Here is a 22,589-nt window from a genome sequence, read left to right on the forward strand (position 1 = left end):
CGCGCGGCGGCCGCGGTCCTCGGCGCTCGGAGTCTCAACGCAGGGGACGCATCCTGAAGTTGTAGAGGTCCGGCAGTGGATCGTCGGTGACAGCGCGCCAGATCTCGTCCAGGATCTCGGCCCCTTCCCGCAGGTCTGCGACCTCGAAGCCGGCGTCGAAGACCGCGCGCACGGCCGCGGTGTCCCCTTCGGCCAGCAGGACTCGGGCCTCCAGCAGGCGGAAGCGGCCCCGTGCCCGGACCTCCGGGCGCAGGCTTTCGAGCACCGCACGGGAGGCGGCGGTGCGTCCGGCCGTCAGCAGTGCCTCGATCGCCTCACGGCCGAGGGCGGACGTGGCCACCGTCCAGATCTCGCCGTCGTCGCGGCGCTCCGCACACAGGTCGTCGAAGGCTTCCGTGTAGTGGTCGGCGGCCCGTTCGCTCTGGCCGCTCTCCCGTGCCGCCACGGCGAGACAGCGCAGCAGGGGCCAGCGGGACGGCGCGAGTGCGAGCCCCCGCTCCCAGCTGCGCACCGCCTGGGCCCGGTCGTCGGCGTGCCACTGGGCGATGCCCAGGTGGTATTCGGTGAGAGGTTCGGCGGGGGCGGTCTCCAGCATGTCGCGCCAGTGCGGGGAGACCAGGGACGGTCCGGGCGGAGCCGCCTGGAGCGCTTGCGGGAAGGTTCCCTGTTCCAGCAACTCCACCCAAGGGGCCTGCTGTTCGCCGAGCGTGGACCGGTCGAAGGGCGTACCGGGAAGTTTGTGGCCGGCCCGCCGGACCTCCAGGGCGCCCCAGCCGGAGCCGGTGGCGAGCACCTCGCCCGGTTCGATGTCGGCGCAGCGGCGCCACGCCTCGTACGCTCCGTCCACGTCGGCACGCGGCAGGGCGCGGGCGAGCTGCTGCTCGGTCTCGGCCCGGGCCGCCGCCCAGTCGTCACCGTGTACGGCGGCGGGGTCCGCGGACAGCGGACCGTACGCCTCCAGCCAGCTGAACTCGGCGCCGGCTTCGAGGGGAACGTGCTCCAGCTGGGTACGGGCGAGTCCGGCCTGGATCTCGGCGTAGCCGCCGGTGCCGGGCTCGGTCAGCCACCGCTGCCAGCGGCGTCCGCCGGTGCCGCTGCCCCAGAGGAAGAGCTTCCGGCCGCGCAGGACGTCGGTGGAGGTCTGGACGAGTCCGTGGCCGTCCCCGTCGAGGGAGGCGATCCAGCGCCGGGCGCCGTCGGGGACCTCGTAGAAGTAGTCGGCGGGGTATTCGCTGCGCAGGGGGTATGTGCGGTCGGTGCCGTCGGTCACCGGGACGGGGACCCGGGTCAGGGCGTGTTCGTAGCCGAAGTGCCAGGCTTCGTCGGCGGGGGCCAGGACGCGGGTGTGCTCGTCCTCGGGGACGGCGATGTTGGACCACCAGTAGACGGGCGCGGGATGCTCGTGCGGGTTGCGCACGCGCACGCCGACGTACAGGAAGTCGGAGTCCTCGGGCAGCCACAGGTCCACTTGGAAGGGCAGGTCGCGCAGCCGTTCCCACTCCCAGAGCCGCAGCATGTCTCCGCCGTCGGGGGCGGTGACGAGGGCGGCGTGGACCGGGGCGCAGGACAGGGTGGTGTGGCCGGTCGCCCCGATGTTCCACTCGATGCCGCCGGAGAACCAGGCGCCGTTGAGCGCGAAGTCCGCGGGCTGCAGGACCGGGTTGCGGTACACGAGTTCGCGGCCGGTCGGCTTGTGGTGGAGGGAGTGGATGCGGCCCCCCAGTCCTGGCAGGACGGTGGCGCGCAACCGGTCGTTCTCGATGACGATCGCGTCCAGGTCGGTGGGCGTGCGGTCGCGGTCGTACCCGTCGAGAATCCGGACCGGAAGGACGGTGCGCAGCGGCTCGTGCCCGAGCTGCCGCGCCATGTCCCGGGGCAGACCGTCCCGTTCGCGGCTCCCGACGGCGTGCATCTCGTCGAGTGGCCGCAGCGCCGCCAGTGGGTTCTCCGGCCCGGTGTGCGCTGCGGGCAGGGTAAGTACGGCACGTCGTACGGTCGTGGCCAAGACAACCTCGCTCCCTCGCGGGCCGCCACAGGTCCGGGCGCCCCCCCGATGACCATGGAACACGCTGGACGGCGCCCCGGCCAGGGGGTCGAGGTGTCAGTCTTCGGCAAAGGCGGCGACGACAAGGTCGGTGAGCAGGGCGCCCGCGGTGGCGTCGGGGTCCAGATCCGGGTCGTAGACGGTGACGTTGAGCCCGGCGCAGCGCGGCGAGCGGACCAGGATCCGGAGCAGCGTCCCGAGCTCGTCGGGGAACAGCCCGCCCTCGTCGGGGCTGTCGACGGCGGGCATCACGCCCGGATCGAGCACATCGGCGTCGAGGTGCACCCAGAAGCCGTCGAGGAGGGGGATCTCCAGGGTCTGCAGCACGCCGTTCGCGAGTTCTTCGACGCCCCATTGCCGGAGCTCCCCGACCGTGGCGTTGGAGATCTTCAGCGCGGTCATCTCGGCCCGGTCCTCGTCGTGGTCGCGCATTCCGAAGAGCCGGATGTCCTCGTCCCTGAGATAAGGTCCGAGCCCTTCCAGGTCGCTGAGGTCTGCCTGCCCGCGCCCGGTGGCGAGGGCCAGTTCCTCCCCGGCCGCGGCGCCGATCCGGGTGCTGTTGCCCGGGTGACGGAAGTCCGCGGAGCCGTCGACAGCGGCGAGTCCGTACCGCCCGATGCGGCGCAGGGCGAGGGTCGCGCCCAGCTGGATGGAGCAGTCGCCCCCGAGCACGAGCGGGAACTCACCGGCTCTCACGTGGCCCTCGATACGGTCGGCGAGGGTGCGGGTGTAGCCGGCGATGGCCGCCGCGTTGAAGACCCCGTCGCCCTCCTGCCAGTCACCGAGGTCGTAACGCGGAGGTACGACGACACCGCCCTCGAACGCCCCGAGCCGCTGCACGATCCGCTGCTCACGCAACGCGCCGGCCAGTTTGTAGCAGCCGGGGACGGTGCCCGGCGCCGGAGGCCGGAGCCCCAGGTTGGAAGGGGCGTCCAGGACCACGATATTCCGCATGCGCTCCATCCTGACCGCCGTAGCCTTCGTCCTCAACGGTTTTCCAGCAGAGGGCAGGCAGGACGATGGACACGCAGCACACGTACCGGGTGATCGTGCGGGGCACCTGGGAGGAGCTGACGGACACGGACCGGGAACGGTTGCTGTCCGAGGCGTCGGACCACGGGCTGACGGGGATGCAGTTCACCGAGGAGGGCACCCTCACCTACGACTCCGCCCTGAAGCACTTCAGCTTCCGCTACGTGGTCGTCTCGGATGCCGCGGACGGCGAGGAGATGGCGGTGGCGATCGCCGAGGACCGTGCGCAGACGCAACTCGCGGAGCGGGGCCACGGCCACGGGGTGCTGCGCTCCACCGCGACGGACATGGACACGATGAAGATCAACTACAAGGGGCGGCGGGGTCCGGGGGCGGCGTGACGGTTCGCTCCCGGGCCGGCTCAGCGACAACCCCAGGTGTCTCCTTGAACTTCTACAGATCGGGCGCTCGCGGTTGGTCCATGGTGGTGCCGTCAGGTCTCCGCCCGAAGGCTGCTTCGAGAACGGCGGGGAGGTCTGCCTCGGGGACCGTGGCGCGCACCTCCGGTAGGACCTGCCGAAAGGTGTCATCGTCGATGGCACCCATGTGCTCCTGACGGAGTCGGTGGATGATCTCGACGAGATCGGGCCTCAGCCGCATCCAGGCACGGGAGGTGCGGACTTCTTCATCGACTTGGTGCATGAACCACGTCATGACCTCGTACGGGAGGTCCACGTGCCCTCCGTGAGGGTTGAAGCACACTGTCGGCTTCCGTCCCGGATCCTCGTCGGGGACGATCGCGATCACGAGATTCCGATTCTCGGCCACGAGGTCCAGTTCCAGATACCAGGCGTCATCGGGCACGGAGTACATCGTGGTGATCGCGTAGTCGCCGTCGGGGTGTCTGAAGGCCATTGCCGCATGCTGTCACGCCGGCTGTGCTTCGCCGCAGGCGGTGGCAGATCAGGTCATGGGGCGGGGCTGAGATGGCTGCCGGATCCCGCGTCGGAGAGGCGATCGGGCACATCGAGACCACTCGTCCACCTGACGCATGCGGTAGAACTTGCTCCACTTCATCAAGGCTCCTCGCTCCGCTCGACGCGCACTCCCCGGCTACGCCGGTCGCGCAACTGGAGTGAGAGAAACGACGACCTTGGTCGTCAGCCAGTCGCCTTGGCGATGATGCCCTCCATCTCCTCTGCGCCGAAGGCCCGCAGAGTGGTGGAACGAATATTGCCCACACCACCAAGTTGCAGGAGTGCAGCCGTGGCAGTTTCGTCGTCGGGCGCCTCGACGACGGCCACGAGGTCGTACGGACCGACGGTCCAGTAGATACTCAGGAGCTTCGCACCGAGCTTGTGTGCCGCTGACCTGAAGGCCTCGGAGCGCTTTGCGGTGTCCTTGTAGTTTCGGACCCCTTGATCGGTCCAGTTCAGCAGGGCGACGTACGTCGGCATGTTCTTGCACCTCCACGAGGAAACATGGTGTGAGACCAAGCATGGACATCTGGTCTGGAAGCTGCACGAGATGTGCACCCGAACGAGCAATGCGCGCGGTCAGTGCTGCTCTTCACTCCGCAGGGGTGTCGGAGGCAACGGAGACGGGCTGCCTGCCACGGTCGGTCCGGCACGTCGCAGTCCCAGGGTTCTGACATGCTTTCCTCCGGTGCTCGGAAACCCACTTCTGGAGGCGTGTTCTCGTCGCTGCCGCGCCCAGGACGACGGCGGCGGCTCGCCGCGGCTACCGCGGCCTGTCTCGCGCGATCGCCGGCGGCATGTGGCTTCTGAAGAGGCCACCGGTTCAAGCCCTGCAGCCGGCCAGGCGCCCAGCCTTACGGCTGCTTTCTCTGCAGGACGTACGTACTGCGGGAGTCAGGGTCGCCGAAGAAGAAGTAGAGCTCCAGGTCTTCCCTGTTGTCGCGCCGCAACTCGAACGTCCACGTGTAGACCTGAGGCGCCGAGGGGCGTTCGGTCTGCTCGGTGAGCGGCTCGGTCGGATCCGATGCGCGAGTGGTCGATGCCGTGCGCGAGGTGAGAGCCACCCGGACATGCTGACCGTCGTTCCATCCCATGCGCTTGCCGGTCAACTCCCACGTTCCTGTGCCCGACAGTCGCCACCTGTCGTCGAAGTCGAACTCCTGCCCGTCCAGGAGGTGAATGACGGCTTCTCCGTCAGGGCGGAGAGTGATCTCGGTGTGGTCGACGGAGTGCCACGAACCCGCAATGTCCGCCCGCTTCGCGTCACGCAGCGCGGGTACCTCGTCGTACATGTGTGGATTGCATCCCACCAATGCGAGCAGGCAGGCGACAGCACTCACGGCTCGGCACCTTGGCAGCAGGCCCGGTGATCTGATCTCCACGAGCCTGCCCCCGTCGCGGCACCAAAACAATGGCGGTTCGATGAGTCGTCGAGCCTGTGCTCATCATCCTGTCAGCAGTAATGAACATGTTCAACTCCTTCGTCGGACTGCGCGCATGAGCACGGTGCGGCAGGCCTCCCAGGCGGCGGCTCGACCAGGCCGGTGTGCAGTTGCTCGACTCCATCCGCTGCCGTACCCAGCATGCAGCGCAGCCATCCGGCGCGTCCGAGTCGCGCAGCAGCCACACACTGACGAGCCGATACCCGGCACACCACCCGGGCAACGCCCGACAGAGGTGCTCCCGATTCCCCCTCGGATGACACCACGCACCCCCGCCCCGTGCGGTTGCGAGGCCCTCGCACCCGGCCCGGACCGCGGAACGGGCACGTGAGCTGCGGTGTCGCGGTGTGAAGTATGGTGACGAACCGTACGGAGGGAGCGTGTGCGTTGGCAGTTCGGGTCACCATGGCCGATGTCGCCCGTGCGGCCGGGGTGTCGACGGCGACCGTGTCCTACGTCCTCTCCGGCAAGCGAGCCGTCGCGGACGAGACCCGGCGGGTGGTCGAAGCAGCCATCGCCGATCTGGGCTTCACCGTCAACACGGTGGCTCGGAGCCTGCGGACCGGGCGTTCCAGCATCGTGGCACTGGTCGTCCCCGACCTGTCCAACCCCTTCTACGCCCAGCTCGCGGCCTCCCTCCAGGAGGAGCTGCGGACGCTCGGTCTGCACGTCATGGTCTGTGACACGAAGGCGGACCGGGACGAGGAGCGGGCGTTCCTGCGGGAGGCGGTCCAGCAGCGGTTCGCGGGGGTCGTGATCACCCCGTTCCGGCTGGTGGCGAAGGACTTCCTGACGCTGTCGGAGGCAGGTATCCCGGCGGTCGTCAGCGCCGACCTGCGTTTCGGGGAGACAGACCTGGTGACGCCGGACGCGCGGGCCGCCATGCGCGCGGCGCTGACGGAGGTGACGGGCGCCGGACGCCGGCGGATCGCCATGATCGCCGGCCCGCGGGACGCCACCGGCGGCGACCCCCGGATGGAACTGCTGCGGACCCTGGCCGTCCAGTTCGGCACCACGCTCCCCGGCCGACTGGTCGTGCGCGGTGAGCACACCCGGGAGGCCGGCGCGACGGGGTTCGGGCACCTGATGCGCATGAAGCACCGCCCGGACGCGGTCTTCTGTGCGAACGATGCGGTCGCGATCGGCGCGATGGACAAGGCGGAGGAACTCGGCGTCGGCATCCCCGGCGATGTGGCGCTGATCGGCCACGACGACGCGTCGTTCGCATCGCTGGTGCGTCCGCGTCTGACCACGGTCAGATATCCGGCGGTCGACGTGGGAAAGGCCGCTGCGCGGCTACTCATCGAGCGCCTCGACGGACGCGTCGCGCGGAAGACCGTGCACGTGAAGGCGGAGTTCGTCTCGCGCGGGACCGTCTGAACCGGCTCGTCCGCCGACCCACCCGCCGGGATGTCCGCCGGCCCGTCGGCCCGCCCCTCTCGCGGCACTCACGGCGGTGAGCAGCACGCTCCCCCGCCCCACCGGACGGCGCGATCATCGCCCGGAACCGGCCCGCTACGTAATCGATTACGTCACCTTCTCCGCGAAGACTCACGGGATCGCTCCCACCACCATATTCGCAGCTCAAAGCACGTTCGAGGGCAACAGCACCACACTCTTCCGCATTACGAAACGGTCGCGGTGGACACCAAAGTTCACCACAACTGTTGACTTCTGTTGATCTCTGTTGTGAAGGTAGCCGCCATTGCCTCACTCAGGCGTGACAGCGTCGGCTCAAAGGAGAGCACTCTCATGGCAGTTCTTAAGCACGGCCCGGTCGCCCGGCGCGGCTCCCTCGTCCGGCGCAGCTTGGCCGGGGGCGTGGTTCTCACCCTCGCGGCGCTGACCGCGTGCGGCGGCGGCGCGGACGACAGCACGGACTCGGCGGGCTCCGCGTGCGAGCCCGCTTCCGGCAAGGTCACGCTCGACTACTGGTCCTGGGTACCCGGCATGCAGAAGGCCGTCGACCTCTGGAACAGCGAGAATCCCGATGTCCAGGTCACACTCAAGACGACGCCGTCCGGCAACGCGGGCACGTACCAGAACCTGTCCAACGCTCTGAAGGCCGACAAGGCCCCCGACCTCGGGCAGATCGAGTACGACTCACTGGCCAGCTTCCGCCTCAAGGGCGGCCTGACGGACATCGCGAAGTGCGGCGGCGTCACGGAGGCCGGATCGAAGTTCGTCGACTGGACCTGGTCGCAGGTGGACTTCGGGGCCGACGGCAAGGACGGCGTCTGGGCGGTGCCCCAGGACACCGGTCCGATGGCGCTCTTCTACCGCAAGGACGTCTTCGACAAGCTCGGCCTGGCCGCGCCGACGACCTGGGAGGAGTACGAGGCCGCCGCCCGGAAGATCAAGGCGGCGAAGAAGGGGCAGTACATCACCCACTTCTCACAGACCGACCCGAACTGGTTCACCGGGCTGCTGTGGCAGAACAAGGCCCCCATGTTCGAGCGCGACGGAGACACGTGGAAGGTCAGCATCGATCGGCCCGAGAGCCGCCAGGTGGCCGACTACTGGCAGAAGCTCATCGACGACGAGCTCGTCGCCACCGACCTCCAGGGTTTCTCACCCGCCCTGTACAAGTCGTGGAACGACGGTGAGGTCGTCACCTGGATCAGTGCCGCCTGGGGCTACAGCACCATTCGGGACAACGCGAAGTCCACCTCCGGCAAGTGGGCCGTCGCCCCCATGCCGCAGTGGGAGAAGGGCCAGAAGCAGGCAGGCAACTGGGGCGGTTCGACCACCGCCGTCCTCGCGGGCAGCAAGCACCCGGCCGAGGCGGCGAAGTTCGCGCTGTGGCTGAACACCGACGCGAAGGCGCTGGAGATACTCAACCGGGAGGGCGGCCTCTACCCCGCGGCCACGGCCGGTCTGGAACTGCCGGCACTGCAGCAGCCGGTCGACTTCTACGGCAAGCAGAAGATCTTCGACGTCTTCTCGGAGGCATCGGCGAACGTCGACACCGATTTCACCTGGGGTCCGACCATGACCGACACCTACCGCTTCCTCAGTGACGGCACCGCGAAGGCCACCGGGGGCGGCAGCACGCTCGCCGACGTACTGAAGGACACCGACTCCCAGAGCGTCGAGTCGCTGCGCAAGCAGGCGCTGGACGTGACGGACTGACCCCTCCGGCCGGTCTTCTCCCGCTTCCGCTCCGCCGGTACGGCCCAACCCGAAGGTCACCCGTGACGACCACCCGCACCCCGGTGGCGGCGCCCCGCCGCCACCGCCACACCCTCGCACCACTCGCGTTCCTCGCCCCTTTCCTGATTCCCTTCGTGTTCTTCACGCTCGTGCCGGTCGGCTACGCGTTCTGGCAGAGCCTGCACAGGACCGAGCGCACGGGTGGCACCTTCGGCCGCACCGAGACGGTCTTCGCCGGGTTCGAGCAGTACGGCGACGTGGTGTCCGAGCCGTTCTTCGTGGACAGCCTGCTGCGCGTGGCGCTCTTCGCGCTGGTGCAGATCCCGGTCATGATCGCGCTCGCCCTCGCCCTCGCCCTTCTGCTCGATTCGGCGGTGGCCCGCCTCAAGCGGTTCTTCCGCCTCGTCTACTTCGTCCCGTACGGCATCCCCGGCGTCGTGGCCGCCCTGATGTGGGCATTCCTCTACGACCCGCGCCTCTCCCCCGTCGTCGACCTGCTCCGTTCGGCGCACATCGACGTCGACCTCCTGGGCCCCGACGCCATGCTGTGGTCAATCGGCAACGTCGTCACCTGGACCTACACCGGCTACAACATGCTGATCATGTACGCGGCGCTGCAGGCCGTGCCCGCCGATCTCAGCGAGGCCGCGCGGGTGGACGGGGCCGGGCCGTGGACGATCGCCCTCCGCATCAAGGTGCCGGTCATTCGGCCGGCGCTCGTACTGACGGGCGTCTTCTCCCTCATCGGCACGTTCCAGCTGTTCACCGAGCCGCAGGTGTTCCGTGCCATCTCCACCAGCGTGACCAGCACGTACACCCCGAACCTGGCCGCGTACTCGCTCGCGGCGGGCGACCGCTACAGCGAGGCCGCCGCGCTGTCGGTTCTGCTCGCCGTGGCCACCTTCGTGCTGTCCTTCGTGTTTCTCCGTTTCACTGCCAGGAGGCAGGGATGACCCTCCTCACCCGTACCGACGGTGCGCACGCCCCCGCGCCCGTACGCCCGCGCCGCATCCCCGGCCTGTCGACCGTGCCGGTGTTCGTGTTCATGGCGCTGGTCGCCGGCTACATGCTGCTGCCGGTCTACTGGCTGCTCGTCTCCGCCACCAAGAGCCAGAGCGACCTGGTCAGCACGCCCGGCCTGCTCCCCGCCGACTGGCACCTGGGCGAGAACCTCAGCTCGCTCTTCGCCCAGCAGGACGGGGTGTACGCACGCTGGCTCGTCAACAGCCTCGCGTACGCAGGGGCCGGGGCGGCAGTCGGCACACTGCTCGCCGCCATGGCCGGATACGCGCTGGCCGTCTACCGGTTCAAGGGCCGTGAGGCGGTCTTCTCGGTGATCCTCGGCGGCGTACTGGTGCCCGCCACCGCACTCGCGCTGCCACTGTTCCTGCTCTTCGCCGAGGCAGACGCCACCAACACCTTCTGGTCGGTGTTCCTGCCCAGCGTCGTCAGCCCGTTCGGCGTCTACCTCTCGCGGATCTTCGCCACCGCCTCCATACCCGAGGAGGTCATCGAGGCGGCCCGCATCGACGGCGCCGGCGAGTGGCGCATCTTCCGCAGCATCGCGCTACGCATGATGTCGCCCGCCCTGGTGACCGTCTTCCTCTTCCAGTTCGTCGTCATCTGGAACAACTTCCTGCTGCCGCTGATCATGCTCCAGGACGAGCGTCTCTACCCGGTCACCCTGGGCCTGTTCACCTGGCAGTCGCAGACCAGCCGGATGCCCGAGCTCCAGACGCTGACCCTGGTCGGCGCGCTCGTCTCGGTCGTGCCGATCGTGATCACGTTCCTCCTGCTCCAGCGCTACTGGCGTGCGGGCCTGGCTGCCGGGGCGGTGAAGTAGTGACCTCCCCGAAAAGCGTTCCGACCGGCCCCCTGGACGCACTCTCCGAGCGGCTCGGCGGCATCGCCTACGGAGGCGACTACAACCCGGAGCAGTGGCCCGGGGAGGTCTGGCACGAGGACGTGCGCCTCATGCGCGACGCGGGGGTCAACCTCGTCACCCTCGGGGTGTTCTCCTGGTCCCGCCTCGAACCCCGCGCGGGCTCCTACGACTGGTCGCTGCTCGACACGGTCCTTGACCTGCTGCACGACAACGGCATCGCCGTCGACCTCGCCACCCCCACCGCCGCTCCCCCGCCCTGGTTCAGCAAGGCGCACCCCGCCTCGCTCCCGCAGAACGCGTCCGGCACCCGCCTCACCCACGGCAGCCGGCAGGCGTTCTGCCCCAGCAGTCCGGACTACGCCCGGGCGGCCGACGCCGTCGTCGCCGCGCTGGCGACCCGGTACGCCGCCCACCCGGCCGTCACCATGTGGCACGTGCACAACGAGTGGGGCAACCACAACGCCCTCTGCTACTGCGACACCAGTGCCGCTGCCTTCCGCGACTGGCTGCGCGACCGGTACACCACCCTGGCCCGGGTCAACGACGTCTGGGGTACCGACTTCTGGGGCCAACGCTACGGCGACTGGGACGAGATCGACCCGCCGCGCGACACCACCGCCTTCCGCAACCCGGGCCAGGAACTCGACTACCGGCGCTTCTCCTCCGACGCCCTGCTCACCCGGCACCGGGCGGAGAGTGCGCTCCTGCGTGACCTGGCGCCCGGCATCCCGATCACGACCAACCTGTTGGGCACCCTGGAGAAGAAGGTCGACGGGCACGCCTTCGCCCGGCATTCCGACATCGTCTCCATCGACCACTATCTCGTCGCGGCCGATCCCGGCAACCACGTCGACCTGGCGCTCAACGCCGACCTCGCCCGCGGCATGGCCGGCGGCCGCCCGTGGCTTCTCATGGAACACTCCACGTCCGCGGTCAACTGGCAGCCCGTCAACGTGCCCAAGGCGCCCGGGGAGATGCGCCGCAACAGCCTCACCCACCTGGCCCGCGGCGCCGACGGCATCATGTTCTTCCAGTGGCGGCAGTCCCGGGCGGGTGCGGAGAAGTGGCACTCCGCGATGCTTCCGCACGGCGGCACCGGAACCCGCACCTGGGCCGAGGTCACCGCCCTCGGCGCCGAACTCGCCACCCTGGCCGAGGTATGCGGCACCCAGGTGCAGGCGGACGTGGCACTGCTCTTCGACTGGCACACCTGGTGGGCCCTGGAACTCGGAGCCCGCCCCTCCGAGCGCCTGCGCTACCTGGACACGGTCAGGGACTGGTACCGGGCCCTGTGGGATCTCGGCGTCACCTGCGACCTTGTGGCGCCCGACGCCGACCTCACCCCGTACCGGGCCGTCGTCGCGCCCAGCCTCTATCTGGTGTCCGACGCGGACGCGGACGCCCTGCACGCCTACGTGCGGGGCGGGGGCCACGTCGTGCTCGGCCCGTTCAGCGGCGCCGTCGACGCGTACGACCGGGTGCGGACCGGCGGACACCCCGGCGCGTTCCGGGACCTCCTCGGTCTCGTCGTCGACGAGTACGTCCCCCTGCGGGAGGGCGAGTCGGCCCTGCTGTCAGACGGCGGCCGCGCGCTGCTGTGGACCGAGCGGGTCGAGTCGCGCGGATGCACCGCCCGGCTACGGTTCGCGGCCGGCCCGGACGGGGGCCCTGCCCGCGGCGGCCCCGCCGTGACCCGGCACTCCTACGGTGCCGGTGCCGGCTGGTACGTGGCGGCGGCCCTGCCCGCGCGTTCCCTGCGCGACCTGCTGGCCTCCGTGTGCCGGGAGGCCGGGGCCGCCCCGGTGGCCGCCGTTCCCCCCGGCGTCGAAGCCGTACGCCGCAGCGCAGGCGACCGGTCGTACCTCTTCCTCGTCAACCACACGGACGGCGAGGTGACCATCCCCGTCGACGGCCGTACGCGGCTCGACGGTTCGGCGCTGCCGGGTTGCGCGAGCGTCCCGGCGGGGGATGTCGTGGTCCTGCGGGAACAACCTGTACGGGAACGGGCCGTACGACACCGGGAAGAGGACCGCTGATGTCTCTCGTCGAGATCGACCGACCCTCCGGGACCGTACTCCTGCGCGCCGCCGACACCGGCTACGTGCTGCGGGTCGACGCGTCCGCCGGGACCGTCCGCCTGCTGCACTGGGGAGCGCCCCTCGCCCTGGAGGACGCCCTCGTCCTTCGGGAAGCCGATTCCGCAGGGAGCAGTTTCGACAGCCCGCTCGACGGTACGGAGGAGCTGGCCGTCGACGGACAGGTGCGGTTCGCCCCGCCTGCCCTGGACGTGCGGTACGCGGACGGCACCAGTGCGACCGAACCCGTCGTGGACGGCTACGAGGTCCGGGAGGACGGTGACAGCGCGATGTTGTCCGTCAGCCTCCGCGACGCCGGCCGCCCGCTCGGGTGGCACCTTCACTACCGGGTCCGCCAGGACTGCCCGGTGATCGAACGGTGGACCGAACTTCAGCACACCGGGGCACGCGGGGAGCCGCCGCTGTCGCTGGTGCGGCACTCCGCCGCGCAGTGGAACCTGCCCGTCCTCCGGGCGTACCGGATGAGCTCCGTGCACGGGCAGTGGGCGGACGAGTTCCACCTGCTGAGGACCCCCCTCGCCGTCGGCGAGACGACTCTCACCAGCAGGCGCGGCCACACCGGCCACCAGAGCAACCCCTGGCTCGCCCTCGACGCCGGGGACGCGACCGAGGAGAGCGGCGAGGTGTGGACCGTCGCCCTCGCCACCGCGGGGAGCTGGCGGATGACGGCGGTGCGGTCCGCGGACGGCCGGTGCAGCGTGCTGGGCGGCAGCGGCCACGAGGGCGTGGAGATCTCCCTCGCACCGGGCGAGACCTGGACGACTCCGGTGAGCACGGGGCAGTACACGCCGGGCGGATTCGGCGGGGCGTCCCGGGCCCACCACGCCTACGTGCGGGACCAGGTCCTGCCCGCACCCGGGGAAACGCGGCCCGTGCTGTACAACTCCTGGGAGGCGACGGCCTTCGACGTCTCCTTCGAGGGGCAACGGAAACTGGCCGATCTGGCCGCGCAGACCGGCGCCGAACTGTTCGTCGTCGACGACGGCTGGTTCGGTGCCCGTGACAACGACCGTGCGGGGCTGGGGGACTGGACCCCCCGGCCCGCCGCCTTCCCCGATGGGCTGCGCCCGCTGGCCGACCACGTCCACGGACTCGGTATGCGGTTCGGGCTGTGGGTGGAACCGGAGATGGTCAATCCCGTCAGCGATCTGTTCCGCGAACGGCCGGAGTGGGTCCTGCATCTGCCCGACCGCACCGCCCACCCCCTGCGGAACCAGCTGGTGCTCGACTTCTCGCGGCCCGAGGTCACCGACTGGGCGTACGACTGGTTGCTCCGCACGGTCGACGGGTTCGATGTCGACTTCCTCAAGTGGGACTTCAACCGGTCCTTCACGGAGGCGGGTTCCGCGGCCCGCCGCCCCGACGGACGCAGGGTCTTCGTCGAGCACGCCCTCGGCGCCCACCGTGTCCTCGATCGGCTGCGCGCCGCACGTCCTGCCCTGCGGATCGAGACCTGCTCGGGCGGCGGCGGACGGGTCGACCTGGCGAGCCTGGCCCGTACCGACCAGGCGTGGACCTCGGACAACACGGACGCGGTGGACCGGCTGACCATCCAGTACGGCTTCGCGCAGCTCTATCCCGCGCAGGTGATGGGCGCCTGGGTGACGGACAGCCCGAACCCGTACACCCGGCGGGCCGTGCCCCTGCGGTTCCGCCTGCACAGCGCGATGGCCGGGGCGCTCGGCATCGGCGGCGACCTGACGCGCTGGCCGCAGGCGGAACTGGACGAGACGGCCGCGTACGTCGCCCTCTACAAGGAGGTGCGGTCCACGATCCAGACCGGCGACCTGTACCGCCTGGGCTCCCCGGCGGACCGTTCTCACGCCGTGCAGTACGTGGCGCGTGACGGCGGCGAGTGCGTGGTCCTCCAGTGGCGGGTGGGACCGGCGGAACGCTCGGCCGTGCCCCGCCTACGGCTGCTCGGTCTCGATCCGGATGCGGTGTACAGCGTCGACGACGACAGCGGGGCGCTCCCGCCGGGGACGGAGCACAGGGGCTCCGCGCTGGCCGCGTACGGGGTGCCGGCGGAGCTGCCGCCCGGTGGGTACGCGAGCCGGATGCTGATTCTGCGCCGGACGGGGTGAAGGCGAGCGGTCCAGGTGTCCGGGCCCTGCCCCGCTCGTGCCCGGGAAGGCGCGAGCGGGGCCGGTCTCATCGACCTCGGGTGGCCTGCCGTCGCGGCCGCGCCCGGAAGAGCAGGACGCCGACGATCAGCAGGACCGCTCCGGCGGCGGAGGGCCACCACTGGGCGCCGGTGGAAGCCAGTGCACCCTTGCCTCCCGCCTGCGGCGCGGAGCCGGCGTTCTGGACCACGCCACCGGTGACCGGGGCGCTCGACGCGCTCTTCGGCGCAGGGGCGGCGGTCCTCTCTCCCGCGTCGGGGGCCGCCTCGGGTGTCACGTCCCGGGCGGGGGCACTTCGCGCAGGGGAGGGCTCGACACCCTCGCCGGACGGAAGCGCGGGCGCCTCGGTGCTCTTTCCCCGCGGCGGCCCGGGCCGCTCGGCCTTCGCTTCGTCGGCGGTGGGCCGCTCGGCCTTCGCTCCGTCGGCGGTGGGCCGCCCGGCCGGCTTGTCGGCGGTGGGCCGCGCTGCCGGTGCGTCCGTGGTGGGCCGCGCTGCCGGTGCATCGGCAGTGGGCTGCGCTGCCGGCGCGTCGGCGGGCGGCGGTTTCTGAGGGCCGGGCTCCTTCTCACCCTCCGGCCGCTCCGGACCGTCCTCACCGCCCGGCCGGTCGGGTTCGCCCTTGCCTGGATCGCCGGCTCCGGCTCCCGGGGCGGCCCCACCCTCGTCGTTGCCGTCGCCGGCGCCGCACTTCCGGCCCTCGTTGAGGCAGCCGACGAGCTCTGCCATCAGCGTCTCGTCGAAGACGTTGATGAAGTCGCCGTGATCCGTCACCGGCTTGTGCAGCTGCTCGGGGAACGAGTCCAGCGCGAAGACCACGGGCCTCTCACCGTCGAAGACCGGAGGCGGCACGTTGTAGACGATCCGCTGCACCAGCTGCGGGATCGCCCGGAACCCCTCCGGGCAGGCGCCGTTGCCGTCCGCGAACGCCACATGGGTCCGGTGGTTCGCACTGTCCGTGTTCCGGCCGTCCCAGCAGCTCTGGAACGCGAAGGTGCGTACGACCTGGCTGCCGGCCGGGCAGATCGGGTACTTGTCGCGCAGCTGCCGGTCCTCCGAACCGGTGCAGCTCCATGAGGCGTTCACGTTCTTGTCGCCGTTGACGAACGCCTTGGCGTCCCCCGTGATGATCCGCAGGAAGCGCGGCATGGCCGTCACCCGGCCGGCCGGGCTGCCGACGAACGTCAGGGTGACCTGCGACGGAGTGAGGATCTTGCCGACGTTCAGGTCGGCTCCACCACCACCCGCCTTGGCGTCCTTCTCCTCCTGCCCGTCCTGCAGCCGCAGCACGGGCCAGTAGTACGTGGAGCGGTCACCCTGGTCGCGGCAGGTCGTCGCACCGGCGGCGAGGTCGTCGTCGCTCGCGAACGCGTCGTTGGCCTGGTTGCCGACGTAATCGTGCATGTGGTGCGCGCCGTTGCTCACGCCGGGCGCGACGATGACGTTGTCAGGGTTGAACTTCCCGTTCGCGTTCACACCGCACTCGGTCACGAAGGTGCCCCGGGAGGCGTCGGGGCCGAAGACCGGCCGGGCCGCCTTCGGCTCGACGGAGGTGATGTCGGCGAAGTCGGACGCTGCGGGGCCGTTGCCGGCCTGTCCGCCACTTTCCTCGGCCTGTCCGCCACCGTCCCCGGCCTGCCCGCCGCTGTCCCCGGGCTGCTCCTGGCCCGGAGCGTCGGAGGCCCCCTCCCCGCCTGTCCCGGCCGCGTCGGCACCCGCGTCCGCCTCGTCCGCTTTCACGGAACACGAGGCCAGCCCGTCGAACCCGGCGGGAGGTGTCCCCCCGGCCTTCTCCACAGCGGAGGCAATCCGCTGGATGCCCGCCGCGCGCTCACTCCTCAGCGGGCCGAGTACCTCCTTCTCAAGGACCTGCGGATCCTTCTCGATCCGCTGCCTGCGGTCGGCGAACCGCCGGTAGGCGTCCGTGATCCGGGAGTCCAGCGTGGCGAGTTCACGGTCGACCTCCGCCCTCGCCGCCTCCGGCACCTCGGTGAGGGTGTCGGCAAGCTCGGGACAGCTGACCGTGGCCGCCCCGAAAGCGGCCTCCTGGGTCCGGGTCCCTGTGTCCCCCCCGGGCCAGGCGCCTTGGCCCTCGCCGGCCGCGGCGTAGGTGTTGACAACGATGAGTCCGCCGCCGCCGAGGATGAGCGCGGCCGAGGCTGCGACCGTGCGTCTGCCTCTCTTCGATCGTTTCCGTGTGGACCTGCTCACCGAGAACTCCTCGCGCCTCTGCCGTGTCGGACGTGACCGTCCCGGCCATGAGCCGGGTGCGCACCCTCATACGTAAGCGAGCGGTGAGGTGTTCAGAGCTCCGGCGGAACGACGAGGCCCACTGTGGCGGGGCGGTGCTGTCGTCTGCGAGCGCTGTCCCTGGGGCCATGAGGCCGAGAATCGCAAAGACCTTCGTCGCCGGAAGGGCCGACAGGATGAAGACCGGCCCCGGAGATCATTTATCGGACGGCCCTTCGGATAAGCACCTTGGGCAACCACTACGTCGACGGCATGAACCGTCGGCGGCGCGAGGGCGAGGAATTGCAGCCGGTCGAGGCCGACACGTTCCGCATCACGCGGCAAGCACGACTCCGATGAACCGTATACCTTCCGGTGCTTCACGCGGAGTTCCGTCGGACATCTATTCGAGAAGTCGGTGCGGGCTCTATAGTCGACGCAGTGCCGGGCCATTCCGGCGCGGGGAGGGGAAAAGAATGCGTAAGCATGCACGCAGTCTCGGAGTTCTGGCGGCTGTCGTCTTGATGGCGGGCGGACTGACGGCCGCAACCACTGCCACGGCAACCGCGGCACCCACCGGGGTCCAGTCCTGCCTGGGCGGCGCCAAGTCGTTCTCCAGCACCAGCACCGCACCGTACCGCTGGCCCGGGTCCGGCTCGGTAACCACCACGTCCACCTGCAACGACATCAACGTCAAGCCCTACTACGGCGACAACGTGCGCACCTGCTTCCTGCCCAGCAGCGGCGGCACAAGCTGCAATGCCTGGCGCTGGATCTCGGGCGGTGTCTGGGGGCTGGCCGCGACCGACGTCAAGGACGGCACCAAGTTCTACCTGGAGTTCCAACTCGGATACGAGTACGGGAGCGTCGCTTACTGATCCGACGCACCCGGTTGTTCCCGAAGGGCCCTGGCGCACCGTGCGCCGAGGCCCTTCGGGGTTTAGTCAGGTGACGGAAAAGGAGTCTCGCGAAACGCGCCTCCGGAAGGGCAGGCGCATGAGCCGCCGCGCACCTCCCAATTCAGGTCGTCGCACGATTCCGGAACGGCTGGGCCGCCGTCAGCGCGATATCCGCACACCCGAATTCACAAAAAGTCGCACCGGTCGACAGGCTCCTATTCCGAATTCACGCCATCTCCTCGTTCGGCACCGTCCCGCTGAGCAGGGCAGCCCCTAACGGCGTCAGGACATGCAGAACGACGCTGCTGTGCCGTTGACTGCTGATGAGCTTCGCGTCCCGGAGCGCCCGGGTGTGAAAGGTGACGGTCGCCGGGGAAATCCCGGCGAGCCGCGCGAGCTCACTGCTGGACGCTCCGTTCGCCACGATGCGCAGCAACACGGCGCGGGTGCTGCCGATCAAGGCCGCGAGAGGAAGGTAGTCCTCACAGTGGCGGCTGGTCGTCGCGCTCGGCTCGTGGTTCAACGGGTAGATCAGCACCGGGGGAAGCGAGGGATCCGCAAGGGCGACCGGATAGTTCCAGCAGAAGTAGGAGGGCACGAGGGTCAGACCACGGCCGTCGAGATGGAAGTGGCGGTCCTCGGCCGGGTAGTCCACCTCAAGGACCGGCGGCCGCCAGCGCATCCTGGGCGTCAGGCTGTCCAGCAGCCCGGCGACGCCCCCGGACAGCAGTGCACGGCTGCGCATCAGCCGATCCGTCGTCACACCTGTAAGGATCCGGTCGCTGTGCGGTGCTATCACAGCGTCGTGATACTCGCGCAGCAGCTGGACCAGGTCTTCCCGCTGGTCGCGCTCCGCGAACCGGCGCAGCCCGGGCGGTGTGGAGATCACCCTCCGGGTCAGCAGGTCGAGCTCGCCCTCGACGTGCTTGGCGGGCGCGTCCAGGACGGCCTTCAGCCCCGGTGTCAGCCCGGCCGCCCCTGCTGCGGGAGTGAGAAAGTCCGGGAAGTACGCCGCCCGCACGAACAGTGGCAGCAGCACGGTGCGTAACGCCCGGGACAGACCGGCCTCGTGGATGCGGGGCCCGAAGTCCCGAAGCCAGTCGGCATAGGCCCAGCGTCCGTTGCGGGTCTGCAGACGATGGAGACTGCCCGTGATCTCCCACAGGGGATCGGGCCTGGTCGCGACCGTGACTCTGGCGAGGTCGGCGTCGGTGAAGTGGATCCGGAGCAAGTGGTCCCCCCAAGGCGGTTCGCGACCGAGGCGGGTCGCGCCCGACGTGCTTCAGCGGATGCGCGGCATGCCGACTGCATGACAGCACCTCAGTTGACCAGATCCTCCGATCGTCGGACAGCTTCGGTGCGCAGGGCAGCCAGCTCCTCCAGCTCCTTCGCCCGGGCGGCCGGAAGCCCTCTGGTGTAGCCGCGCCGGAGCCCCTCGACGGTCCGGGCGAGACCGGCAGTACCGGCCCACTGCGCGTCCACGTCCGCGATCTCCTGCTTCGCGGCGGCTGTTCCGGTGCTGGACTCATGGGTGGCCGCGGCCTGTGGGCGGGCGAGCTGTCCGCAGCTCTCGCCGATGCAGCCGGCGGCGGGGAGCGTTCTCAGGCGCCGAAGTGGCACCTGCGAGATGGTCGTGGACACGTGCGTTCCCTTCTCCTGCCCCACGTTCCGACTGACTTTCGAACGCATAGTGCCCATGCCGACAACCGGTGCGCCACGGTGTTTGACGGGCGTCGAAATCCGCAGGGCAAAAGGCCGTTCAGGGGCGAGTCGCCCCCGGACCGCCAGATCCCCGGTCATCCGCCGCACGCGAGGAAGTCCCGCCACAGCGCCGCGAACCCGCGCCCCTCACAGCGAGGACGGACGCGGTGACCGGGTGCGGTTCAGGCCGCCAGGTGGGCCAGCACCGAGCGCATCGCCCGGTGCACGGCCTCGCGCGACTCCTCCGTCGGGTCGACGGTATCGAAGGAGTGGCGGCCGTTCGGTACGTCGACCACCTCGACGTTCGCCCCGCACTCCGTGGACGCGGTCAGGAACTCCTCGACGGTTGCGGCGATCTCGGGCATCTCACGCCCCACCCTCGTGACCACGACGGGAAGGGTGCCCGCGTCCGCCACCGCGTCCACCGGGTGGAACCGGCTGTCGAGCAGCCCCCAGTTCGGCAGCGGCGCCAGGATCGGGTAGCTGGCCGCCAGGCAGCGCAGCCACGCCGGAGGCCGGCGCAGCCAGTCCGCCGCGATCAGACCGCCGCCCGAGAGGAACCACAGGGCGACCCGGTCCCCGTCCACCCGCGGATCGGCCCGGACCAGCTCCACCGCCGCGGCCACGTCCGCGGCGGCGCGCTTGTAGTCGGCCAGGTCGTGCAGGCGGTGGTCGAGGGTCACGCCCACCACCCCCTGCCCGGCCGCGTACCGGGCGTATCCCCTCAGGCCCGGCCAGTCACGCGGGGTCGGCCGGGCTTCGGCGGGCACCGGCCCGCCGTGCACGAACACCACGGTCGGCCGAGGGCCTTCGGCATCGGGCAGGTACAGGTCGACGTTCCCGGTCCGCTCACGGGGGATGTCGGGCACGTCCAGCAGGAACGGCCGCAGGTGCGCGGGCGGCTCGGCGGAGCCGGGAGGCACCAGCCGGTGCCCGCCGCCCGCGGCGGCCCGCATCAGAACGTCCGCGAGCTCGGCGGGGAGGGAGAGCATCGGCCAGTGTCCGGTGGGGAGTTCGAAGAACGTCACCCGGGGATCGGTCAGCGCCTGGAGGGCGGGGTCACCGAAGCCCACCCGCATCTGGATCAGTTCGATGCTCACACCGTTTCCGTTGCACAGCACCCCGGTGATGGGCAGCGAGGCCGCCGCTCCGGTCAGCCTCAACGGCTGGAGCAGGGTGCGCAGCGGCTGCGGCGCTGCCAGGGCGGTGAGCCGGTCGAGCGCCGCGTCGGGAATTCCAGCGGTGCTGCCCCAGCGCCGCCACTCGTCGCGGGCCGGGGAGGGCAGCTCCCGACGGGGCCCGTCGGCACCGGTGTGCCCGGCCAACTCCTCGCGCAGGGACTGGTCGGGGACCGCGGCCAGGGCGGGAACCCCGTCCTGCGGCATTCCCGAGTCCAGGTGGACGATCCGGTCGATCAGTTCCGCCCGCCGGTCGGCGGCGCCCAGCGCCGGGTGGATGCCGTAGTCGTGGCCGACCAGCACGATCTCCCGGCCGCCCGCGGAGCCGACCGAGTCGATCACCGCGAGGACGTCCGCGATGTGGGTCTCCAGATCGATGCCGGCCGCCTCGGCTGCGCGGGACCGGTCGAGTCCGGTGAGGGCCACGGCGTGTACCTCGGCTCCCTGCGAGGCCAGTTGCGCGGCTGTGTCCTCCCATACGTGCGGGCCGGTGAACATCCCGGAAACCAGGATGAATGCAGTCATGGGCCTCTCCTCCGTGCGCTGTCGTCGGCGGACCGCCACGATCGGCGGGCCGCGCTCGCCGGTACGGTAGAAGCTCCCCCTGAGGGAGGTTCAAGTGTTCACGCCGCACGACGGCCTGTGCAGCATCGGCGAACTCGCCGAGCGCGCGGGCGTCACCGTCAAGGCCGTCCGCTTCTACTCCGACCGCGGGCTGCTGCCGGAAGCCTCCCGCAGTGCCGGCGGGCATCGCCGGTACGGCCCCGAAGCGCTCGGCCGGCTGCGCCTGGTCCGCTCCCTGCGTGCCCTCGGTCTGCCCGTGCGTGAGGTGCACCGCATCCTCGACGAGGAGGACGCGGCGGGCAGTGTGCTGGAGGACGCCGTCGCCGAGCAGCTGCGCGCACTCGGCTCCCAGCTCAAGGCCCTGCGCTGGCGGGAGGCGGGTCTGCAACTGGTGCAGGAGTGCCCGCCCGGGGAGCGGGCCGACCGGCTGGCCCTGATCGGCGCCCTGGCCGCCCCGCCGAGCACGGCCCCACTGGCCCGGTTCTGGCGGTCCTGGCTGCCCCCGCGGATGCCGGCCCGGGCGACGGCCGCGTTCCTGGAGGCGGCGGTCCCTGAGCCTCCCGACGACCCGGAACCGGCCCAGGCGCTCGCCTTCGCCCGGCTGAACGCGTTCGTGACCCGCCCGTGCACGGGCGCCGAGCAGCCCCGGCCCGAGGCGCACAGGACGGCGGGGGCCCACGGACCGGCCGTGCTGTACGCCGGTCTGGCCCAGGCGTACGAACTGGCGGGCACACAGCTGCGTCGCGGCCGGGAACCGTACGCGGGCGAGGAGCTGGACAGTTTCGTGGGCGCGTACACGAGTGTGTACGGCGCCCGGGACACCCCCGCCTTCCGCGAACGGCTGGCCCGGCAGCTCGCGGCCGACCCGCGGATCGACCGTTACTGGGAGCTGGTGACCGAGGTGATCAGCACCCCGGGCGGTCCGCCGGAGCCGACCCCGGGGTCCGCACACGACTGGCTGTTCGCGGCGCTGGACGCGCAGACCAGCGCGGCGGCCTGAGGACCAGGGTGCTACCTGGCCCTGGCCGCCCGCCCACGCCGGTACATCACGTAGCCCCCGCAGAGCAGTCCCGCCACGAACACTCCCAGCAGCGCGGCCCAGAGCGGCATCGTGACCGTCGGGATGATCACGCGGATGGTGACCTCGTCGGTGTTGACGCAGATGAAGACGATCGAGAGGACCGCCAGGACGGTGACGGCGATCCGGGCAGGGCTGAGCGCGCCCGATCTGCCGGTGGATACGTCCTTGGGGCTCATGCGCGGCCCTTTCGCTGGGTCCTGGATCGGCTACCGGGAACGGCGGTCCCCGGACCCCAGGATCTCTCCGT

At 70.5% G+C, this 22,589-nt stretch carries 19 protein-coding genes; 9 read left to right on the forward strand and 10 right to left on the reverse strand.

The genetic code is table 11. From position 1 onward, the window contains the following. Positions 1-34: 34 nt before the first annotated feature. Positions 35-2,005 carry a DUF5107 domain-containing protein gene (locus tag OG844_RS15705; protein ID WP_406390796.1) on the reverse strand — a complete coding sequence of 657 codons (1,971 nt, stop codon included), beginning with the start codon at positions 2,003-2,005 and terminating at the stop codon, positions 35-37. 96 nt (positions 2,006-2,101) lie between these two features. Then, entirely contained in the window at positions 2,102-2,998 is an 897-nt protein-coding gene (locus OG844_RS15710; RefSeq protein ID WP_406390798.1) for an arginase family protein, read from the reverse strand. A 65-nt stretch (positions 2,999-3,063) separates the two neighbouring features. Here OG844_RS15710 and OG844_RS15715 point away from each other — a divergent pair, with 65 nt between their 5' ends. Continuing rightward, on the forward strand, positions 3,064-3,417 hold the full coding sequence (locus tag OG844_RS15715; RefSeq protein ID WP_406390800.1) for a DUF6204 family protein: 354 nt from the start codon (positions 3,064-3,066) through the stop codon (positions 3,415-3,417). Positions 3,418-3,469: 52 nt separating this feature from the next. Here OG844_RS15715 and OG844_RS15720 read toward each other — a convergent pair whose 3' ends face one another. The 3 genes from OG844_RS15720 to OG844_RS15730 all read right to left on the reverse strand — a co-directional run bounded on the left by OG844_RS15720 (position 3,470) and on the right by OG844_RS15730 (position 5,333). Further along, the gene (locus tag OG844_RS15720; RefSeq protein WP_406390801.1) at positions 3,470-3,931 is read right to left on the reverse strand and encodes a hypothetical protein; all 462 of its coding nucleotides are present in this window, start codon (positions 3,929-3,931) and stop codon (positions 3,470-3,472) included. Between the two features lie 245 nt (positions 3,932-4,176). Next, positions 4,177-4,473 carry a GYD domain-containing protein gene (locus OG844_RS15725; RefSeq protein WP_406390802.1) on the reverse strand — a complete coding sequence of 99 codons (297 nt, stop codon included), beginning with the start codon at positions 4,471-4,473 and terminating at the stop codon, positions 4,177-4,179. Between the two features lie 374 nt (positions 4,474-4,847). Continuing rightward, positions 4,848-5,333: a hypothetical protein gene (locus OG844_RS15730; protein WP_406390803.1), complete on the reverse strand. Its 486-nt coding sequence runs from the start codon at positions 5,331-5,333 to the stop codon at positions 4,848-4,850. Between the two features lie 489 nt (positions 5,334-5,822). On the opposite strand from OG844_RS15730, the gene OG844_RS15735 reads away from it, so the two are divergent. The 6 genes from OG844_RS15735 to OG844_RS15760 all read left to right on the forward strand — a co-directional run bounded on the left by OG844_RS15735 (position 5,823) and on the right by OG844_RS15760 (position 14,653). Continuing rightward, positions 5,823-6,815 (forward strand): LacI family DNA-binding transcriptional regulator, encoded by a 993-nt coding sequence (locus OG844_RS15735; protein ID WP_406390804.1) that lies wholly within the window; start codon positions 5,823-5,825, stop codon positions 6,813-6,815. Positions 6,816-7,187: 372 nt separating this feature from the next. Further along, positions 7,188-8,567, forward strand: a complete 1,380-nt coding sequence (locus tag OG844_RS15740; protein WP_406390805.1) for an ABC transporter substrate-binding protein — start codon at positions 7,188-7,190, stop codon at positions 8,565-8,567. 62 nt (positions 8,568-8,629) lie between these two features. Further along, entirely contained in the window at positions 8,630-9,541 is a 912-nt protein-coding gene (locus OG844_RS15745) for a carbohydrate ABC transporter permease (protein WP_406390806.1), read from the forward strand. After that, a complete protein-coding gene (locus OG844_RS15750; protein WP_406390807.1) occupies positions 9,538-10,431 on the forward strand; it encodes a carbohydrate ABC transporter permease in 894 nt (297 codons plus the stop codon). Before OG844_RS15745 ends, OG844_RS15750 begins: the two co-directional genes overlap by 4 nt. Further along, positions 10,431-12,509: a beta-galactosidase gene (locus OG844_RS15755; RefSeq protein ID WP_406390808.1), complete on the forward strand. Its 2,079-nt coding sequence runs from the start codon at positions 10,431-10,433 to the stop codon at positions 12,507-12,509. Before OG844_RS15750 ends, OG844_RS15755 begins: the two co-directional genes overlap by 1 nt. After that, on the forward strand, positions 12,509-14,653 hold the full coding sequence (locus tag OG844_RS15760) for an alpha-galactosidase (protein ID WP_406390809.1): 2,145 nt from the start codon (positions 12,509-12,511) through the stop codon (positions 14,651-14,653). Before OG844_RS15755 ends, OG844_RS15760 begins: the two co-directional genes overlap by 1 nt. Before the next feature lie 67 nt (positions 14,654-14,720). On the opposite strand, the gene OG844_RS15765 is transcribed toward OG844_RS15760, so the two are convergent. Then, positions 14,721-16,901 (reverse strand): DUF1996 domain-containing protein, encoded by a 2,181-nt coding sequence (locus OG844_RS15765; RefSeq protein ID WP_406390811.1) that lies wholly within the window; start codon positions 16,899-16,901, stop codon positions 14,721-14,723. A 494-nt stretch (positions 16,902-17,395) separates the two neighbouring features. Between OG844_RS15765 and OG844_RS15770 the strand changes: the two genes are divergently transcribed. Next, positions 17,396-17,797 (forward strand): hypothetical protein, encoded by a 402-nt coding sequence (locus tag OG844_RS15770; RefSeq protein ID WP_406390813.1) that lies wholly within the window; start codon positions 17,396-17,398, stop codon positions 17,795-17,797. A 247-nt stretch (positions 17,798-18,044) separates the two neighbouring features. Here OG844_RS15770 and OG844_RS15775 read toward each other — a convergent pair whose 3' ends face one another. The 3 genes from OG844_RS15775 to OG844_RS15785 all read right to left on the reverse strand — a co-directional run bounded on the left by OG844_RS15775 (position 18,045) and on the right by OG844_RS15785 (position 21,222). After that, the gene (locus tag OG844_RS15775; protein ID WP_406390814.1) at positions 18,045-19,049 is read right to left on the reverse strand and encodes a helix-turn-helix domain-containing protein; all 1,005 of its coding nucleotides are present in this window, start codon (positions 19,047-19,049) and stop codon (positions 18,045-18,047) included. An 89-nt stretch (positions 19,050-19,138) separates the two neighbouring features. After that, a complete protein-coding gene (locus OG844_RS15780) occupies positions 19,139-19,459 on the reverse strand; it encodes a hypothetical protein (RefSeq protein WP_406390816.1) in 321 nt (106 codons plus the stop codon). Between the two features lie 242 nt (positions 19,460-19,701). Then, positions 19,702-21,222, reverse strand: a complete 1,521-nt coding sequence (locus OG844_RS15785) for an alpha/beta fold hydrolase (protein ID WP_406390817.1) — start codon at positions 21,220-21,222, stop codon at positions 19,702-19,704. 94 nt (positions 21,223-21,316) lie between these two features. On the opposite strand from OG844_RS15785, the gene OG844_RS15790 reads away from it, so the two are divergent. After that, the gene (locus OG844_RS15790; RefSeq protein WP_406390819.1) at positions 21,317-22,261 is read left to right on the forward strand and encodes a MerR family transcriptional regulator; all 945 of its coding nucleotides are present in this window, start codon (positions 21,317-21,319) and stop codon (positions 22,259-22,261) included. A gap of 11 nt (positions 22,262-22,272) precedes the next feature. On the opposite strand, the gene OG844_RS15795 is transcribed toward OG844_RS15790, so the two are convergent. Continuing rightward, a complete protein-coding gene (locus OG844_RS15795) occupies positions 22,273-22,518 on the reverse strand; it encodes a DUF1049 domain-containing protein (protein ID WP_406390821.1) in 246 nt (81 codons plus the stop codon). Positions 22,519-22,589 lie beyond the last annotated feature (71 nt).

The organism is Streptomyces sp. NBC_00887, assembly GCF_045207585.1.

What these genes read in the sequence shown, in the direction of transcription:
- OG844_RS15710 (WP_406390798.1), bottom strand. Translation starts at nt 2,998, where the DNA reads ATGCGGAATATCGTGGTCCTGGACGCCCCTTCCAACCTGGGGCTCCGG.
- OG844_RS15715 (WP_406390800.1), top strand. Translation starts at nt 3,064, where the DNA reads ATGGACACGCAGCACACGTACCGGGTGATCGTGCGGGGCACCTGGGAG.
- OG844_RS15720 (WP_406390801.1), bottom strand. Translation starts at nt 3,931, where the DNA reads ATGGCCTTCAGACACCCCGACGGCGACTACGCGATCACCACGATGTAC.
- OG844_RS15725 (WP_406390802.1), bottom strand. Translation starts at nt 4,473, where the DNA reads ATGCCGACGTACGTCGCCCTGCTGAACTGGACCGATCAAGGGGTCCGA.
- OG844_RS15740 (WP_406390805.1), top strand. Translation starts at nt 7,188, where the DNA reads ATGGCAGTTCTTAAGCACGGCCCGGTCGCCCGGCGCGGCTCCCTCGTC.
- OG844_RS15750 (WP_406390807.1), top strand. Translation starts at nt 9,538, where the DNA reads ATGACCCTCCTCACCCGTACCGACGGTGCGCACGCCCCCGCGCCCGTA.
- OG844_RS15760 (WP_406390809.1), top strand. Translation starts at nt 12,509, where the DNA reads ATGTCTCTCGTCGAGATCGACCGACCCTCCGGGACCGTACTCCTGCGC.
- OG844_RS15770 (WP_406390813.1), top strand. Translation starts at nt 17,396, where the DNA reads ATGCGTAAGCATGCACGCAGTCTCGGAGTTCTGGCGGCTGTCGTCTTG.
- OG844_RS15785 (WP_406390817.1), bottom strand. Translation starts at nt 21,222, where the DNA reads ATGACTGCATTCATCCTGGTTTCCGGGATGTTCACCGGCCCGCACGTA.
- OG844_RS15795 (WP_406390821.1), bottom strand. Translation starts at nt 22,518, where the DNA reads ATGAGCCCCAAGGACGTATCCACCGGCAGATCGGGCGCGCTCAGCCCT.